Genomic DNA, 17286 nt, shown 5'->3' with positions numbered 1-17286 from the left:
TTGACGGCGCCCGTCTCGACATGGGCGCCGCTGCGGTCACCGGTCTACCGCGCGCTGTGGATCGCCCAGTTGGTCTCCAACCTCGGCACGTGGATGCAGACCGTCGGGGCGCAGTGGATGCTAGTCGCCGACCCCCGCGCGGCGGTGCTGGTGCCCCTGGTGCAGACCGCGACCACGCTCCCAGTGGTGCTGCTGGCACTTCCATCCGGGGTGCTGGCCGATCTGGTCGACCGGCGCCGCCTGCTCATCGCGACGCAGGGGGCCATGGCCGCCGGGGTGGGTCTGCTCGCCACGCTGACCGGTGCGGGGTTGACCACGCCCGCAGTGCTGCTGACGCTGTTGTTCGTAATCGGCTGCGGACAGGCGCTGACCGCTCCGGCGTGGCAGGCCATTCAGCCCGATCTGGTTCCCGCCCAACAGATTCCGGCCGCGGCAGCACTAGGCAGCATGAGCCTCAACGGGGCGCGGGCGATCGGTCCGGCCATCGCCGGGGTGCTGGTCTCGGTCGCCGGGCCGACGTCGGTGTTCGCACTGAACGCGGTGTCCTTCGTCGGCATCGTCGTCGTGCTGGTGTGGTGGCGCCGACCGGCCGTCGAACGCGACTATCCGCCGGAACGCGCGCTGGCCGCGCTCAGCGCGGGCGGACGGTTCATCCGCAGTTCGCCGATCGTACGGCGAATTCTGTTGCGAGCGGGGTTGTTCATCGCTCCCGCCAGTGCGCTGTGGGGCCTGCTGCCGGTGGTGGCTGCCAACAATCTGGGGTTGTCGTCATCGGGCTACGGCCTGCTGCTGGGTGCGATCGGCCTCGGTGCCGTCATCGGTGCGTTCTTGCTGGGGCGGTTGCGGTCCCGCTTCGGGCAGAACGTGTTGCTGACGGTGGGGGCCGCGGGATTCGCGGTCGCCACCGCCGTGCTGGCGCTGGTGCCGGTGTTCGGAATCGTGTTGGCGGCGTTGATCGTCGGCGGCGCCTCGTGGTTGTTGTCGCTGTCGACGCTGAACGCCTCGATGCAGCTGAGCCTGCCCGCGTGGGTACGCGCCCGGGGGCTGTCGGTGTACCAGTTGATCTTCATGGGCGGCCAAGCGCTCGGTTCGGTGGTGTGGGGTCTGGTCGCCGGTGCCGCGTCGAGTTCGACCAGCCTGCTGGTGAGTTCGGGACTGCTGGTGGTGTGCGCGATGTCGTCGCTGTGGTGGCCGTTGCATGCCAAGACCAGCAGCCTCGACCTCACGCCGTCCTCCCACTGGCCCGAGCCGACGCTGATCTTCGAGCCCGAACCCCTCGACGGTCCGGTACTCGTCCTGACGTCCTACCGCGTCGCCGTGACCGACGAGGACGCGTTCCTGGCGGCGATGACGGTGCTCGGCCGCTCCCGCCAACGCACCGGAGCGTCCCAGTGGCGCGTCTTCCGCAGCGTCGAGCACGAGTCGACGTTCGTGGAGACCTTCCTGGTGCGCTCCTGGGGTGAGCACATGCACCAGCACTACACCCGGCTCACCGGGCAGGACCGGCTCATCGAGGAGGCCGTCGAGCGCTACACCGACGGCGTGCCCGTCTCGGAGCACTACCTGGCGGTGCGTGGCGGGCGGTGAAGACTATGACACTCGAATCGAACTCCCCTGCCGGCCCGCCGTCGGTGTTGATCTTCGACGTCAACGAAACCTTGCTCGACATCGAATCGTTGGGACCACACTTCGAGCGGATGTTCGGTGACGCGGACGTCCTTCGCACGTGGTTCGGACAGCTCGTCACCTACTCGATGACCCTGACGCTGGCCGGCTATTACGCCGACTTCTTCACCCTGGGCCGAGCGGTTCTTCAGATGGTCGCGACGATCCAGAACGTGACGCCAACCGAGGACGACCTTCGGGCTCTGGCCGAGGGGATGCGCAGGATGCCGGCGCACCCCGACGTCGACGCGGGTCTGGCACGGCTGCGGTCGAACGGCTATCGCCTGGTCACCCTGACCAACTCACCCCATCAGCCCGATGTCGCCTCACCGCTCGACGAAGCCGGTCTCGGCGGTTATTTCGAGCAGCAGTTCACCGTGGACACCCTGGGCGTGTTCAAACCGTCGATTCACCTCTACCGCAGGGTTGCTGCGCAGCTACGCGTCGACGTGTCGGAGTGCATGATGGTGGCTGCGCACACCTGGGACACGATTGGGGCGCAGGGCGCGGGGATGCGCAGCGCCTTGATCACCCGGCCCGGCAACGCGCCGTTGTTGGCCGAGGGAGTGCCTCAACCCTCCGTCATGGCAAGCGATCTCATCGAACTGGCAGATCGGCTGGCGCCGAATCCCGGTGGGCCTCCAGCGGCCGTAGCCACACCTCGCTGATCGTCGGAGAGACGAGCCGTCCACCTACTGGGTGACTGCCCGGCATTATGGTCACTTCACCCATTCTAGGATCTGCGGCGAGTGCGAAAGCTGGCCACGTAGTCGAGGGCGGCGGTCACGGCCGTGCGAAACGGTTCGACGCTGCCGGTGACGTGCGTCAGCAATGCCCCACCCTGGTGGGCGGCGACAAACGCGACAGCGAGGTGGCGAGGATCGGCGTCGGTTCCCACGTCGCCGCGCTCGGACATCGCCGTCAAGCCACCCTCGAAGATCCGCAACCACCGTTCGTAACCGTCGGCGAGATCGTCGAGCACGACGTCGTCGGCCTCGAGCAGTTCACCGGTCAGGGAACCGTAGACGCAGCCCCCGCGCAGGTATTGGCCAGCAGCCTGGGCGCAGCACAGGTCGGCCCAGGCCCTGATCGAGTCGAAGGTGTCCAGCCCGCCCAGCGCATCCTGGGTGTGGAACGCGACGACGACGTTGGTGCGCGCTTCGATCACGCGACGCACGAGATCCAGCTTGTCCGTGAAGTAGTGCGAGATCTGCGATCCACTGACACCGACGGCGCGACGCACGTCGTCCAGGCTGGTGCCGTTCACGCCGTGGTCGAACACGAGCTCGCCCGCTCCCTCGATGATGCGTTCGCGGGTGGCCATGCCCTTGGCGGTGAAGCGCGGCACCTCGCCCGGTTCGTCACGTCGAGGACGACGTCGGGGTCGGGACTTTCGCGGGGGCCGCGGCGAATGCTCACCGGGGTCCTTGGCCTGCAGGCGAACGTAATTCACGACGAACCGGGTTACGTCGGCCAGCGGCCACTCTTGGCGAAAGGTGAAGGCGAGCAGTCCCGCGCCCTGGTGCAGGCCGACGACCACGAGGGCCATCTGGCGGGGGTCAGCGGAGCGGGTGAGCAGCCCGTGGCTCTTCATGCGGGCGAAGGAGTCCTCGAGCAGAGTGACCCAGCGCCAGTAGCCGTCTGCGAACGTCTCCCGGGTGGCGGCGTCCGACTTCGCCAGCTGCGCGGCCAGCGCGTGATAGGTCGCGTTGCCGCGATAGCCGACCCTGCGCAGATAGCGCAGGTTGAGTGCCGCCCACTGCTCCCAGTCCTCGAACGTGTCGAGTCCACCCAGCCGTGGTTGCCGGTGAAACTGCAGGACGATCTCGACCTGGCGCGCGACGACGGCACGAACGAGGTCCTGCCGGTCGACGAAGTAGTGGTTGAGCTGCGATCCGCTGACCGACGCCGCCTGCCGCACCTTGTCGAGGTTGAATGCCGTCAGTCCCTCGGCGAGCAGAACTTCGGCAGCCGCGCGCAGAATCCGTTCACGCGTCGCGAGGCCCTTCGCGGTGAAGCTCCGGTTCTCCGACGCATCTGCGGTGGTCATCGTGCACCTGAAGATACTCGTCGGTCTCGTAGGCGTCGCAGGTCCGGAGTAGGCATGCGCCCGGGATCGTCATCATTCGTTGACGATCGTCAACTTTCGTTGACGCCGCTCAGGCTCTCGTGTCCCCGCCCCGACCGCACCGAGTGGACAGCGATCTCCAAGGCGGAAATCCTTCGACGCGCCGGTGACCGCGACTATGGTTTGGGGGAACGGCCCCATTCGCGAGCGGAGCGCGGGCCGGCGTCGCATGAAGGAGACCGCAAGTGAATGGCAGCCGTATCGCCGACCCGTGGACCGACGAGCATTCTGGAACTCGGACCCTCGACCTGGCCCTTGGCGTGCTGGTCGGTCTGCGGCGCTGCGGCGCGGGAGCTGCGTTCGCGGAACTGGTGCAGGTGAGCACCGACCGGGGCCTGTCGCCGTTTGCCCTCGGTCGGGCGCTGGTGGCGATCGCGAGCCGCACCCCCGCGGCCGACACCGCCGCGGCGGCCGTGGTGGCTGAGGAGTGGGGTGAGTTGCTCGACGCCACCACCGTGTCGCCGTGACAGCCCCCGCGGTGGACGTGCACATGCAGGTGGGCATGCTCTACCGCTACCCGGTGAAGTCGATGCTCGGCGAAACCGTCGACGCGCTCTACGTCGACGAGGGAGGCGTCGAGAACGACCGGAGCCTGGCCCTGATCGACACGGCGACCGGCCGCGTCGCCAGTGCCAAACAGGCGCGACTGTGGCGTGACCTCCTAACATGCAGCGCAACAGTTGAATCCGGCCAGGTGAGCATTCAGCTGCCCGACGGAGCACGACTGTCGGCCGACGCCGACGAGGTCGAAGCACGGCTCTCCGAGCTACTCGACCGACCCGTTCGGCTGGCGCACAGTCGAACGGCAGGCGCCTCGCTCGAGCGGGCCGACCCCGAGCAAGTTCTCGAATTCGGCCTGGACGCCGACGTCGACGCACCCCTACTGGAACTGGCGGAGGCCACCCCGGGAACCTCGTTCGTCGACTACGCCCCGGTGCACGTCATCACCACCGCCACCCTGGAGCACATCGGCACCGAGGCCGATCGCTACCGGCCCAACCTCGTCCTTCAGACCCCACCGGGCTATCCGGCGTACGCCGAAAACGACTGGACCGGACGCATTATCTCCGTCGGAGAGGTACGACTCCGCGTCATGGGCCCGACGCCGCGATGCGTCGTCCCCACCCTGGAACACGGCGCTCTGCCAAGGGATCCCGCGGCGCTTCGTACCCCCGCGGCCGAAAACCGGGTCGCCGCATTGGACATGGGCGAATTGCCCTGCGCAGGTGCGTATTTGGAGGTCGTCGCCGCGGGCACGATGCGCAGCGGTGATCGCGTCGAGTTCGAGCCACGGTAGGCCGCGTCGGCCACCGAGGACATCACGGACATCACGGACATCACGAGCGACTGCCCAGGTGCCGGGCGAGGAACCCCGCGACGGCATGCCACATCTGAAACACGTTCTCCGAGTTGACCGCCCCGTGTCCCTCGTCGGCTTGGACGAGGTAGTCCACCTCGACGCCGCGCGCCCGCAGCGCGGTGACCAGGTTGTCGGACTCGGCCTGCACCACGCGGACGTCGTTGGCCCCCTGGATTACCAGAAGCGGGGTACGAATCTGGTCCACCTTGGTGATCGGTGAACGGGCCATCATGTCCGCCAACTGCCGGGGATCCTCGGGATCGCCGACGTACCTGTGCCAGTTGTTCGCCAGGTGCGGCCGCGCGATCGGCGGCAGCGTCCGCATGAAGTTCGCCAGATCCGATATCCCGACGTAGTCGACGGCGGCGGCGAAGACGTCGGGAGTGAAGGTGACGCCGACCAGCGCGGCGTATCCGCCGTAGGAGCCGCCGAAGATCGCCACGCGGTCGGGGTCGGCGTAACCCTGCTCCACTGCCCAGTTCACGCCGTCGATCAGGTCGTCATGCATCTTGCCGGCGAACTCGCCGATCGCCGCCTTGAGGAAGGCCTTGCCGTAGCCCAGTGATCCGCGAAAGTTGACCTGCAGCACCGCATGTCCGCGATTGGCCAGCAGCTGCACGCCGGCGTCGAAACCCCAGCCGTCGCGGTACCACGGCCCGCCGTGGACGACGAGCACCAACGGCAGATTCCGCGGCTCGACCCCGACCGGCAGCGTGAGATAGGAATGCAGCTTCAACCCGTCGCGCGAGGTGATGGTCACCGGCCGCATGGGCGCCAACGTCTCGGGGTCGAGATGCGGTAGGGGCCGGTACAGCAGTCGGCTCTCCCCGGTCTGGTGGTCGTAGAGGTAGGTGGCGCCGGGATCGCGGTCGTGGTTGAACCCGACGACCCACCGTCGACCTGACTCGTCCGAGGAGAGGCGACCGATGTCGCCGTCGGACAGCCCCTCCAGGTTGGCCAGTACGTCGCCGAATTCGGGGTCGAGGGCCCGAATGACCTGACGCTCGCCGAAATAGCGCACGCCGAGCAACTTTCCGGTGCGGCGGTCCTGAATGAGTGGGGCCGGTAGCATGGGGCTGACGACCGCACGCGGGTCGACGTCGAGCTCCGGGTGGGCATCGACGTCGGTCTCTTCGCCGGTGGTCACGTCGACGCGCACGATGCGGGTGCGGTCGGTGCCACGGTTGGACCCCATCCACACTCCGGTGCCGTCGGGTGTGACGACCAATGGGTGAATGCCCACCGGGTAGTCGCTGCCGTCGAACGTCGCGATGAGCTGCAGGGTGCCGGTGACGTCGTCCCAGCGCGACAGCTCGAGGTTCCCGTTCGGGGTGAGCGAAGTGGCGAACAGGTCTCCACCCTCGCCGCACAACCAGCCGTTGACGTGTCCGGGATTGACGGCTCGCAGGGTGAGATCGCCCGTGGCGACGTCGAGTTGATGCACGTCGAGCAGGGTGGCCTCCCGGTTGTTCAGCATCACGTTCGTCGTGCCGTTCCTGACCTCGCGCAACGGTAAGGCCATCGCCCCGGGGAACGGTGTGAGGTCGACGGCGGGGGCGTCGGGGTCGTCGAGGTCGACGCGGTGGACGTGCCAGTTCTCGTCGCCGTTGGTGTCTTGGAGGTAGATCAGCCATCGTGGGTCGTCGGTCCACTCGAAGTGCAGGACACTGCGGTTCTCGTCGGCGGTCACGCACCGGGCGTCCTCGGCGTCGGGTTCGAGACCCTGAACCCAGACGTTGAGGCGTTCCTTCCAGGGTGCGAGGAAGGCGATCTTGGTGCCGTCCGGCGAGATCGTCGCGGCGGCACGGGTCGGCGGGCGGAAGAAGTCCTCGACGGAGATCGGATCGGGCAGTGCCATGACGGTCCTTTCGAAGGGTTGAGAGGGCAGGGTTGAGAGGGCAGGGTTGAACGCGCCGCCAGGTGTCGATCTCCTGGCGATGGCGGTGATAGTGCTATCTGGTTGTGGGCAGGGCCAATTCGGTTACGTCACGGCTCCACCGGCCCACCCAGTCGGCCGTTGGTGGCGTCGCGGATGGCCCGGTCGACCAAGGCCAGGGCCTCCTGCTGGCTGACCCGTTCCTTCTCGACGATGGCGCGGCGCCCCACGTCCTCGTCGACCACGCGGAACGCCGCCGTGACGGCCGCCGCGAACAGGCGTGCGGTGAGGTCGCCCTCTGGAAGCCGCAACCGCCTGGCGATCACGGGGGCGAAACCGCGCTCCATCTCGTCGTGCACCATCAGGTACGCGGTGCGCAGGGCCGGTTCCGTCGCCGACATGGTGGCGATCCGCAGTGACGCGATCTCGTCGGCGAGTTCCTGCTCGGTCAGGGGGTTGTCGACCATGTCCGCTGCCATGTGGTCGGCCAGGGACAGGTCGTCGGGCCAGCGACTCGCCAACGCGATGAAGCGCTTCGCCGACAGGGCGAGCACCGGCTCGACGCAACTTTCCTTGCTGCGGAAGTAGCGCCAGATCGTTCGGGTGGAAAGCCCTGCCGCAGCGGCGATGTCGTCACCGGTGGTGGCGGCGACGCCCCGCTCCCAGAACAGCTCGCAGGCATGTCGAGACACGCGCAGGCGCGCCTGGGACTGCTTGTCCTCGGCCGTGCTCGGTGCCGCGGCGGTGTCGATGTCCAAACCTCCTGTCACTTAATGACAGCATCCACTGTGTCACTAAGTGACATTGCGGTCAAGCGGACGTCAGACCGGTGGCGTCGCTCTGGCACGAAGAGCGTTGCGCATCAACGGTTAGCTCGTGCCGCCGAGCACCTCGATACGGCACGTGGGTCCGTGGGCGCGAGCCAGCCTGCCGTCCAACGTCACCAACGTGGCGTCGAGTGCCTCGGCGAGTGTGACGTAGAAGGCGTCCCAGCCTCGGACCGAGTCCCGCAACTGCCACACACGGTCAAGCATCCACCGATGCGAATGCCGCTCGCCCGGCCACTCGCGTAGATCGGCCACTGCCTGTGCGGCTGCGGTCCCGTCGAGACCGCCACGCATGTACTGGGCTCGAATTAATCCGAGGACTTCGACATCGACGACCTCGGGCGCCGCTTGATCGGGTTCGGCCGCAAGCCGAGCTGCAATCTCGGATGCCCGTGGGGTGTCAGCCACCACCTCGAAGAGACACGACGCATCAACGACGAGCATCGGGCCACTCGCCGCGCCAATCGTCCAGATCAGCCAAGACATCCGCGGTGGTGACCTGCGATGGCCGACGTCCCGTACGACGAAGCCACTCGCCAATGGACGGCCGAGAGGCAAGGCGTGTGGCTTCGCGGCGTAGCAACTCCGGGACCGTGATCCCGTCCTCAGCAGCACGTCGCACCAAGCCGGCGTAGACATCATCATCGATGTCACGAATCTGCACGGTCTTGGGCATATATGCACGATAACATGCAAGTTTGCATGACGCGATGCGATCGAGTGGCACTTGCCTACTACCCCAGCACCCGGTAGCGCAGGTGTGCCACCCCGGGCGCCTCGAGGACGCGTTCGAGTTCCAACTGCGGGCTGCCCGCGTCGAAGTCGTCGAACAGCCGCTCCCCGCCTCCGAGGATCACGGGGCTGACCTGAAGGTCGATCTCGGTGACGATGCCCGCGCGGATCGCCTGTCGGGCACACGACGCGCCGCCCGCGATGCTGATGGGCCGGTCCCCCGCCACCTCGAGCGCCTGCTCGTAGGCCGACTCGACGCCGTCGGTGACGAAGTGGAACGTCGTCCCCGTCAGTGCGATCGGGTCGTGGGCGTGGTGGGTCAGCACGAACACCGGGCAGTGATAGGGCGGCTCGTCACCCCACCAGCCGGTCCAGTCCGAGTCACCCCACGCACCGCGCACCGGCCCGAACATGTTGCGGCCCATGATGGTCGCGCCCATGCCGTCGAGCATCTCCGAGACCACCTGCCGGTTGACGGGGTGATCTGCCTCGGGCCCCATGTGCCAGCCGTGCAGCAGCTGGCCACCGACACCGAGCGGATGCTCCTGGCTCTGGGCGGGGCCTGCGACGTACCCGTCGGCCGAGATCGACATCGAGAGATTGGTGCGCGGCATGAGTCCTCCGGTGGCGAGCGTAAGGGGTGACGTGGAGCAGACTCGCGCGGTCGCCGAAACTCATCGTCGGTCGCGTGCCACCATCGAGATCATGAGCGAGGATTGGTTCGCGGCCCTCACCGGCTTCCCCGAGGGCGCCTACGACACGACCCGCACGTCGTTGACGGTCGAGGGCGACTTCTTGACGTCGACGGTCAACGGATCGCGTTACGGCATCGGAACCCTGGAGCTGCCGACACTGGCCCAGCTACGCGCTGACACCAATCTCCCTGCGGCACAAAGGTCTACGGTGCGTAGCATGGTGGGTGAGGCCCGCGCGATGCACGCCGATCCCGAATTCGAGGGCGCGTTGTTCCAGGTGGCGTCACAATTCAACCTGCTGGAGATGACGAGCCCGAGCGTCACCCCCGAGGACGGCGTCACCCGCTACGTCACCGACCGCACGCAGGGACCGGCCTGCGCCGTCGCCGCGGGTGCCGCCACCATCTACCGCAACTACTTCGTACCGGTCGGCGATCAGCACGGCCAGACCCGTGATCGTCAGCTCGACGCGCTGGCCGGCGTGGGTGAGGCCCTCTCGGCGGCGCTGGGCCGGCCGGTGTCGGAGCTGTGGACGATGCGCAACGGATACGCGCTGTGCACCCGCGACGGACTGCGGGCGATCACCCGGCTTCTCCAGGAGTGCACCGAGGCGGACCGCGACGACCTCCGCGGTCGTCTGGCGATCGGTCTGCACCGTCACGTCCAGGTGACCGACGTGGCCGAACCTCGTCTCGTGTCGCAGGCCTTCTGCTCTGCCCTGCCGGTCGCCTACGGCGACGGACGGCCGGGCGAGTGGGAGGCGTTCGCCCGCCTCGTGCTGGAGGCGGCCTACGAGGCGACGCTGTTGGCCGCCGTCGGCGCCGAGTCGAACGTCGTGCTGCTGACGCGGATCGGCGGCGGGGTGTTCGGCAACGCCGACTCCTGGATCGACGACGCGATCATGCGGGCCCTGGAGATCGTCGCCAACGCCGGGTTGGACGTTCGGCTGGTCAGTCACGGCCGCGTGCACGACTCGTTCCGGGCGATCGAGGAGCAATTCACCTGAGGAACAGGTCTTCTCGCAGCCGTCGAGATCCCAACTGCATCCGATACTGTCGCGGCGTCATCGCGAACCACCGTCGACAGGAGCGGTTCAGCGCGCTCTGCTCGGTGTAGCCAAGCAGGCCGGCGACCTGTCCCAGCGCAAGGTCGGGTTCGGCGAGATACCGGCCCGCATTGGCGCGGCGCTCCCGGTCGATCACCTCTTGGCACGACGTGCCCTCCTCGGCGAGGCGACGCTGCAGTGTCCGCGGGTGCATCGCCAGCTCGCCGGCGATCACATCGACGTTGCACTGCCCCGTCGGAAGTAGGTTGCCGGCGAGATCCGCCACTCGCTGGGACAACGGCGCCGTCGGCGGCAGGTAACGAGAGTCGAGGTACTTCCTGGCGATGCGCCGGGTCGCCGCGTCCGCACCCTCGATCTTCGTTGCGGCCAGCTCGGCGGAAAGCTCCAGACCACACCGGGTTTGACCAAATCGCACCGGACACCCCAGCGCTTCCCGATACGCCGCGTCGGAACCCATCTGCTCGTGCAGGAAGGACACCGCGGCGGGCACGGCACCCGGGCCGCCCAGCGTCTCGATGATGCGTACGGCGACGGCCATGCCCACCTCATAGCCCTGCGCCAACTCCGGCAGCCTGCATTCGGTCGCCTCGAGGGTAAAGGCGACACCGGCCTCCGTGGACCACGGCGCCCTCGCCAACCGGAGCGCAGGTGAGTGCACGTAGAGGTAGTGCGCAATCGCATCCGCGCCGTCGAGCACGGTGCGCGCGTTGCGGGCGATCACGGTAATCGGGCCGAGGACGTCCAACCCGCGCCACTTCGACAGGCGCAAACCGAAATCCGGGCACTGCAGTTCGTCGGCACTGGCCGCCAGCATGTGGATGTAGGCGTCGAAGCCGATGAATGCGCCCTCCTCCGCGTCGGCACCGCGCGGAATGCCAAATCTCGACAGGAACTGGTTGGCGTCGCCCCCGAGTTGGTGGACCAGCTCGCGATATCCCCACAGCGCGGTCGCCCGGATGAGACTGCCCATGCCCGTCGCTCCTTGTCGGGAAATGGTAAAAGTGTGTCGCAGAACGTCAAGACGCGCCAGTGCCCGACAGACCATCCTTGAGGTAGAACTCCTGCTGCACGGCAGGGTTGATCCAAGGAAGGCCATGACCGCACTCCGTCCCGATGCACGTGCCACCGCTCGTCCGGTGACCCTCGAGACGCAGGCGAATCGCATCGGCCGCCGCTTCTGGCCCTACATCCAGGACCCTCCGGCGCTCACCCGGCCGGTCGTCTAACCCCTTCCACGCGTACACCGCCGTCGGCGGAACTCGCTCACGCTCAGTCGACTTCGTCCTGAGCGGCGCCCACTCACCACTCGCGGACACCGTCAACGCGGTGTGCCCACGTCATCCCTGGCACGTGCCTGGGACCTTGCAGGAGCAGACATGACTACCCCACGCCGAAAGAACACGTCGCGCAGCGGATGGACCGCCGAGCACGACACCGCCCTGAGCCGACTGGCAGACGCCGTACGCGAGGTCGAACGGGCCGACACCGCCGCCTCCCAGCAGCACCTCAGATCAGCGGTCGACGACGCCCGAGACGTCGGGGTCGGCTGGACGAAGATCGGTGACACCCTCGGAATCGCGAGCGGCAACGCCTATCAGCGTTACCGCAAGCGCACGGCCGCCGGGGAGGACCGGCAACCGTGCGACGCGAGTGGGGCCCACGACTGAGGGGTGTCAGACCGCTGCGTTACATTCGAGGTGAAGGGTTGGCCACCGCGGCATTCGAGATTCGTCTCTGCCCCTCGGGATCTCCTGATCCCGTTGCCACCCTTGCCAATCGACCGCTCCGAGAACGGAGACGCAGACCCCTAGAGAAGGAGACGCCATGCCCGCGTCCACGAAGTCAACCGCCGACACTGACGAGAGAGGCTATGACGTCATCGGCGACGTCCACGGCTGCGCGGCCGAGCTGACGGAGCTGCTGGATCGGCTGCGCTATCGGGTGAACCCGTCGAGCGGTGCGTACGAGCATCCGACCCGGCAAGCGATCTTCGTCGGCGACCTCGTCGACCGAGGACCGGGCCAGCTGGAAGTCCTGCGGATCGTCAAGGGCATGGTCGACGCCGGCACCGCCCGGATCGTGATGGGCAATCACGAGTTCAACGCGATTGCGTTCGACACCCCGTCGACTGACGGCAGGCACCTGCGCCAGCACACGGACAAGAACGTGGGTCAGCACGAGGCGTTCCTCGAGCAGGTCGAGGGCGCCGACCGCGCCGAGTACCTCGATTGGTTCCTCACGCTGCCGCTGTGGCTTGATCTGGGCGGTCTGCGGGTGGTGCATGCCTGCTGGCATGAACCGTCCATGCGCGTCGTCGAGGGCGTGCTGGGGTCGAACCGCTTCTCCTCCCGCGAGCAGTTCGTCGACGCAACGACGAAGGGCGACCCCCTCTACGAGGCCATCGAGGTGCTGCTGAAGGGACCGGAGATCGACCTCGTCGGCCACGGGCAGCCGCCCTATTACGACAAGGACGGCAACGGTCGACGGAAGGCGCGGGTGGCGTGGTGGGACGACGACGCCACGACACTGCGTGCGTTGGCCGTCATGGGCACGAACTTCACGACCGATGACGGACAACCATATCCGCCACTTCCGGACGACGTGGTGAAGGCTGGCGAGCAGTCCTTCGCCTACGCCGGGGACGTGCCGGTGTTCTACGGCCACTACTGGCGCGAGGGTCGACCGCGGCGCGGATTCGACTTCACCGACCGCACCGCCTGCGTCGGCTTCAGCGCGGTCAAGTCCGGTGCGTTGGTCGCCTACCGCTGGAGCGGCGAGGACGAGATTCGGGAGGATCATTACGTCAACGTGTCGGGGTGACCGCAGAGCGGGCGCACTCCCGGCGGGACGTGACGCTGACTGTGATCACACGGTCGGACAGCATGGCGAACTGATCATCGCCGTCAGCCGGGAGAGGGAGCATGAGTCGACGGGTCATCGTATTCGCTGTCGTCGGATTGTCGGTGGCAGCGGTGATCGTCGTCGTGAGCGGCAGCATGACGTACTGGTTCGGCCTCACCCGTCCGGTGACGAATGCCGCTGCAGCACAATCCATCTGTGAAGATGCCGTGAAGCACGACCTGTTGGCTCCGTCGAACGTATCCTTCCGAGACGTCGACACCAAGCAAGATCGCATGTCGGAGGGCGACAACGTCGGTCTCGGCGCAGACGCCAAGCGCGTCAAGGAGGTGTGGGCGGTCGGCGGTGAGGTCGAATCGCCGGGAGCGTCTGGTTCGTCGTCGACGGCGCACTTCCTCTGTCGGACATACTCGTTCGACGGCCAGCCAACCCGCGGCACGGTCCACTTCCCCGATACCGACTACGCGGGGCAGCTCCTCGTAAAGCCCTAGGACGGACCAGGTTGATTCACGTCGAGGGAGACTCGCACCGGCGAGGCATTCGAACGCGAAACGGCCGCCTCGCGGAGTCGCGAGGCGGCCGTCCCTTCAATCACGTCGATTTACAGCGGGATCCAGATTCCGAAGAAGTAGAAGCCCCACGCGTTGAAGTTCGGCTCCCAGATCGGAGTCTCGTTGTAACCCCAGTAGTTGATGGGACCGTAGTTCCAGAACCCACCGGGAGGCGGCAGCGGCCGGTCCCAGCCGGCCCGCGGCGGTGCGCCCCATCCCCACGGCGCCGGTCCGCCGCCCCACGGCGCGTCGCGCCAACCGCGGAACGCGTCCGGCGGCGGTGGCCCCCAGTCATGACCGTCGGGCCCGCGGAAATCACCGGGGCCACGGTTGTCACCTGGACCGCCAGGCCCGCCTGGACCACCGGGGCCACGATCGTCACCGGGACCGCCAGGCCCACCCGGTCCACGGTCGCCACCGGGGCCACGGAAGTCGCCGGGACCGCCAGGCCCGCCGGGCCCACCGGGGCCGCGATCGCCGCCTGGGCCACCCGGCCCGCGGAAGTCAGCTGGTCCGCCGGGTCCGCCCGGTCCACCGGGTCCACGGCCCTGCGGTCCACCCGGTCCGCCTGGCCCACCCGGGCCTGGTCCACCCGCGCAGAACGGCGGCTGGCAAGCGCCGCCACCGCCACCTGGAGCCGCGAGTGCGACCCCTGAACTGCCGGCGATGAGGCTCAGCCCGATCCCGCCTGCGAAGGCCGCTCCCGCGACCGCTTTCTTGAGGTTCATCGTCATGTGCTCCTTCGTCCGGAGTGGTTGCTCCGAGTCACCCCGACCCAAATAGACACTACATAGTCAATCTATGATTTATTCCTGTGCCAGCTGTGGGTCGACTCGGGGCGCCGACGCGGCCCTGGGAGGGCACGCACCACATGAATAGGCATCGGCCTTGGGGCGAGTTTCGTTACACGCCGTCGCTCCGCCCGACCGGGGCGCGGGGGCCGCTATCCCTCGATCACACCGCTCACGAACGCCTGGCACGTCTCACGCATCTGCCCCAGGGTCATGCTCGACGACCCCAGCAGCACCTGCACCGCCAACCCGTCGAGCATGCCAATCAGCATGTTGGCCAACAACACTGGATCGCCGTCGCCGACGGTGCCCTCGGCTTGCGCGGCAGCGATCACCCCGGCTACGACGTCGCGCCACTGGCCGTAGAGCCGGTCGTTGATCTCCTGCAGAACGGGATCGCGACTGCCCTCCGCCCAAAGTGCGAGCCACACCTTCCACGCGCGCACCGAGAGGTCGTTGCTGGGCAGGTACGAGTCCACGAGATCGTGTCGTGCGGACGCTGGCTCGCGATACTCAGAAAGACCCCAAACACGCCCCTCCTTGATCAGTTCCTCGAACGTCTCCAGTCGGTAGTCTCGCCACGCCTCGGTCTCACGAGACGACTCGGTTGACAGGATGTTGTGGGCCTCGTCAATGATGAGGTTGAGAAACTTCGCGTTCTCCGGGTCCGTCTGCTTCCTAAGGTCATAGAGATGTTTGCAAAGCAGCAAAGGGATGACTTTGCGCATCGCGAGGTTCACGTCTCGGAGTGAAACGACCACCAGTGGCTCGCCGAAGTAATCGTCGTCCGCGGCGACGATGAGCTTCTTGATGTCGGGCACGCGTGACTCAAGTCGCTTGATCAGAGGGCCGAGGTGCTCCTTGTTCGAAAACCCGCTGATGATGTCGCTGTAGTACTGCAGAACGGTTCTGAAGCGGACCAGATCGATGCCGGGTTCGATCGTTGTGAAGTCGATCGGGAGTGCCATGACCTTGTTTTTGGTCAGCGACTCCCACGTCGAGTGATCCGGATCGACGTAGTTTGTCCACTCGCCCCAGTAGTTCTCCGAGTAGTTCAGCCCTGTGCGGTCTCGCCCGATCCTTTGGTTTGTGAGGTGATACCCCTTCAGGCCCGAGAGCTGTAATGCGGTTGCCAAGACGTCTTGGTTTCGATGTAGCGCCGCCCTTTTACTCATCGCCCTGAGCCGCCGTCAGCGATGAGGGACAAGTACTTCAAAACATCGACCGGATCAGGGGTATTCGCATTGACTACCCAGGTTCTGGAACTGCCCTCTTGGACCCCCTCGATCATCGAGAAGCGTCAGCAGGAGCTCACCGCCATGCTGGCCAAGGAATGGGAGCTGACCTAAGACAAGCGGTGCACCGGATCGGTGGCACGGCACAACTCACCTAGTGGTGCGGAAGACTGCTCCTCCAGCAAGCCGGCAAGTGTTTCGTAGCGGCGCACGTCGCTGCCCAGGCTGCGGAGGATGTATTCGCCTTCCTCGGCCGGGATGGAGAACGTCAGAGGAACCATGCCGGCAGGACCGAAATCACGAATGCGGCGAGGTCCCCACTTTCGTGCAGACCGATCGGTGGGATCTCTGTGCATGCGAACGATCGGGCGAAGTCCAGACATGATTGGACCTAGGCGGAACGAATCGTCTGCGTAGACCAGTTCACTTGCGGCGATTTCCTCGAGCCACTCAGCGCTCGTTGCATCGGCGAACTCGGGTGGCGGGGCGACGGATCCGTGGCCGAAGAGGCATGCGTTGAGAACGTCGATGCCGAATGCTCCCTGGGATCGTGCGCACCCCACGCGGGCAAGCAGGTCACCTTCCTCGAGGATTGCGGAAACCTGCGACGCAATCATTTCGGCTCTTCCGCGCGCCTCGTTCCGAGCGTTGCTCCGGTGCCGCTCGACCAGTGCCAGCTCTCGCCCGCCCACCTGGCGGACACGGTGGGAGCCGACCGGTGGTTCCGCCGCCAATTCGTGACAGACATCGTCGCTGCCCCCACGCTGAGTCACCTCACGCAAGAGGTCCAGTCGGGTCAGAACAGTCTCGTCGAGGCGTTCCCGTAGCTCTTCTACCCGCCCCGATGGGACGTTTGGTCGTGCCAGGTACGACGCGACATACTCGGCCAGCCGCTCCGACGATGCATTGCTCGTCCAGTAGCCTTGCGAGCCCACGGGCACCTTCTCGGCGGACTTCTCCAGCTTCCCGTCCCGCCACAGCATCGTCCATGCCTGCTCGTCGGTCACATCCAACCGGCCCAGAAGCTGTGTCCACGATCGGAACATCGGAGTGGCGGTACCGAGGCACCACCGCAGGATGTCGGGCGGAACTTCGATGCGCGCGCGGGCGATCACCAGCAGGAGGTATTCCATTCGCTAAGAATGGCAGGACGCGGCTCTCATGCACGGGTAGGGGCCAGAAGGCTCCGAGCGGCGCGCTGCTGGCCTCACCACGTTGTCATGAGAACCTTCTTCTCACGCATGAGGACTCGCCCACGTCTTGTGTCTCATCCGCCGTCAGGCACACGCGTCTACGGCACCTGAATTGCCCCCTTCCGTTATGCCATTCCTTAGTGGGTTTTCACGTGCCGTCTACGACACTCGCGGGCATTCCTCACCCTGTCTATCGATGATGCGTTATTCAGTTGAACCGCCCCGGGTTCGATGCACTCCTGGTTACTGGTGTGCAGCCTCTGACTGGGCTGGTTTCCTAGCGTAGTAGATGGCCTCGTATTCGATCG

The 17286-nt window shown here is 66.6% G+C and carries 19 protein-coding genes; 9 read left to right on the top strand and 10 right to left on the bottom strand.

Annotation, left to right across the window (positions count from 1 at the left end):
* Both ABZ195_RS26660 and ABZ195_RS26655 read left to right on the top strand, forming a co-directional pair.
* Complete coding sequence (locus tag ABZ195_RS26660; protein ID WP_355222905.1) at positions 1-1587, top strand: MFS transporter; 1587 nt, start codon at positions 1-3, stop codon at positions 1585-1587.
* A 5-nt stretch (positions 1588-1592) separates the two neighbouring features.
* Positions 1593-2333, top strand: a complete 741-nt coding sequence (locus tag ABZ195_RS26655) for a haloacid dehalogenase type II (RefSeq protein WP_355222904.1) — start codon at positions 1593-1595, stop codon at positions 2331-2333.
* A 65-nt stretch (positions 2334-2398) separates the two neighbouring features.
* Here ABZ195_RS26655 and ABZ195_RS26650 read toward each other — a convergent pair whose 3' ends face one another.
* Positions 2399-3715, bottom strand: coding sequence for a TetR/AcrR family transcriptional regulator (locus ABZ195_RS26650; RefSeq protein WP_355222903.1), 1317 nt, complete (start codon positions 3713-3715; stop codon positions 2399-2401).
* Between the two features lie 263 nt (positions 3716-3978).
* Here ABZ195_RS26650 and ABZ195_RS26645 point away from each other — a divergent pair, with 263 nt between their 5' ends.
* Positions 3979-4260, top strand: a complete 282-nt coding sequence (locus tag ABZ195_RS26645; protein WP_355222902.1) for an ANTAR domain-containing protein — start codon at positions 3979-3981, stop codon at positions 4258-4260.
* Between the two features lie 23 nt (positions 4261-4283).
* Positions 4284-5090 carry an MOSC N-terminal beta barrel domain-containing protein gene (locus ABZ195_RS26640; protein WP_355222940.1) on the top strand — a complete coding sequence of 269 codons (807 nt, stop codon included), beginning with the start codon at positions 4284-4286 and terminating at the stop codon, positions 5088-5090.
* Positions 5091-5130: 40 nt separating this feature from the next.
* Here ABZ195_RS26640 and ABZ195_RS26635 read toward each other — a convergent pair whose 3' ends face one another.
* The 5 genes from ABZ195_RS26635 to ABZ195_RS26615 form a co-directional block, all read right to left on the bottom strand.
* Positions 5131-7011, bottom strand: coding sequence for a S9 family peptidase (locus ABZ195_RS26635; RefSeq protein ID WP_355222901.1), 1881 nt, complete (start codon positions 7009-7011; stop codon positions 5131-5133).
* Between the two features lie 128 nt (positions 7012-7139).
* Positions 7140-7721 (bottom strand): helix-turn-helix domain-containing protein, encoded by a 582-nt coding sequence (locus ABZ195_RS26630; protein WP_355222939.1) that lies wholly within the window; start codon positions 7719-7721, stop codon positions 7140-7142.
* A gap of 177 nt (positions 7722-7898) precedes the next feature.
* Complete coding sequence (locus tag ABZ195_RS26625) at positions 7899-8300, bottom strand: type II toxin-antitoxin system VapC family toxin (protein WP_355222900.1); 402 nt, start codon at positions 8298-8300, stop codon at positions 7899-7901.
* On the bottom strand, positions 8287-8532 hold the full coding sequence (locus tag ABZ195_RS26620) for an antitoxin (RefSeq protein WP_355222899.1): 246 nt from the start codon (positions 8530-8532) through the stop codon (positions 8287-8289). The genes ABZ195_RS26625 and ABZ195_RS26620 overlap by 14 nt, the downstream gene beginning before the upstream one ends.
* Positions 8533-8590: 58 nt before the next feature.
* Positions 8591-9202 (bottom strand): dihydrofolate reductase family protein, encoded by a 612-nt coding sequence (locus ABZ195_RS26615; protein ID WP_355222898.1) that lies wholly within the window; start codon positions 9200-9202, stop codon positions 8591-8593.
* A gap of 91 nt (positions 9203-9293) precedes the next feature.
* Here ABZ195_RS26615 and ABZ195_RS26610 point away from each other — a divergent pair, with 91 nt between their 5' ends.
* Positions 9294-10289 (top strand): hypothetical protein, encoded by a 996-nt coding sequence (locus tag ABZ195_RS26610; protein ID WP_355222897.1) that lies wholly within the window; start codon positions 9294-9296, stop codon positions 10287-10289.
* Here ABZ195_RS26610 and ABZ195_RS26605 read toward each other — a convergent pair.
* Positions 10282-11319 (bottom strand): AraC family transcriptional regulator ligand-binding domain-containing protein, encoded by a 1038-nt coding sequence (locus tag ABZ195_RS26605; protein WP_355222896.1) that lies wholly within the window; start codon positions 11317-11319, stop codon positions 10282-10284. The genes ABZ195_RS26610 and ABZ195_RS26605 overlap by 8 nt on opposite strands.
* 124 nt (positions 11320-11443) lie before the next feature.
* Here ABZ195_RS26605 and ABZ195_RS26600 point away from each other — a divergent pair, with 124 nt between their 5' ends.
* The 4 genes from ABZ195_RS26600 to ABZ195_RS26585 all read left to right on the top strand — a co-directional run bounded on the left by ABZ195_RS26600 (position 11444) and on the right by ABZ195_RS26585 (position 13699).
* Positions 11444-11575 (top strand): hypothetical protein, encoded by a 132-nt coding sequence (locus ABZ195_RS26600; protein WP_355222895.1) that lies wholly within the window; start codon positions 11444-11446, stop codon positions 11573-11575.
* Between the two features lie 150 nt (positions 11576-11725).
* Positions 11726-12016, top strand: coding sequence for a hypothetical protein (locus ABZ195_RS26595; protein WP_355222894.1), 291 nt, complete (start codon positions 11726-11728; stop codon positions 12014-12016).
* Positions 12017-12173: 157 nt separating this feature from the next.
* Positions 12174-13169 (top strand): metallophosphoesterase, encoded by a 996-nt coding sequence (locus ABZ195_RS26590; protein ID WP_355222893.1) that lies wholly within the window; start codon positions 12174-12176, stop codon positions 13167-13169.
* Positions 13170-13270: 101 nt separating this feature from the next.
* On the top strand, positions 13271-13699 hold the full coding sequence (locus tag ABZ195_RS26585; protein ID WP_355222892.1) for a hypothetical protein: 429 nt from the start codon (positions 13271-13273) through the stop codon (positions 13697-13699).
* A 110-nt stretch (positions 13700-13809) separates the two neighbouring features.
* On the opposite strand, the gene ABZ195_RS26580 is transcribed toward ABZ195_RS26585, so the two are convergent.
* From ABZ195_RS26580 to ABZ195_RS26570, 3 genes are all read right to left on the bottom strand, one after another.
* Positions 13810-14487: a chitin-binding protein gene (locus ABZ195_RS26580; RefSeq protein ID WP_355222891.1), complete on the bottom strand. Its 678-nt coding sequence runs from the start codon at positions 14485-14487 to the stop codon at positions 13810-13812.
* Positions 14488-14702: 215 nt separating this feature from the next.
* Positions 14703-15686 (bottom strand): TetR family transcriptional regulator C-terminal domain-containing protein, encoded by a 984-nt coding sequence (locus ABZ195_RS26575; protein WP_355222890.1) that lies wholly within the window; start codon positions 15684-15686, stop codon positions 14703-14705.
* A 209-nt stretch (positions 15687-15895) separates the two neighbouring features.
* On the bottom strand, positions 15896-16918 hold the full coding sequence (locus ABZ195_RS26570) for a hypothetical protein (protein ID WP_355222889.1): 1023 nt from the start codon (positions 16916-16918) through the stop codon (positions 15896-15898).
* Positions 16919-17286: the final 368 nt, after the last annotated feature.

This window comes from Mycobacterium sp. NPDC006124, assembly GCF_040614235.1.
Classification (GTDB): Bacteria; Actinomycetota; Actinomycetes; order Mycobacteriales; family Mycobacteriaceae; genus Mycobacterium.
The sequence above is the reverse complement of the archived record's forward strand: the minus strand, read 5'-3'. Positions and strand labels throughout refer to the sequence as shown.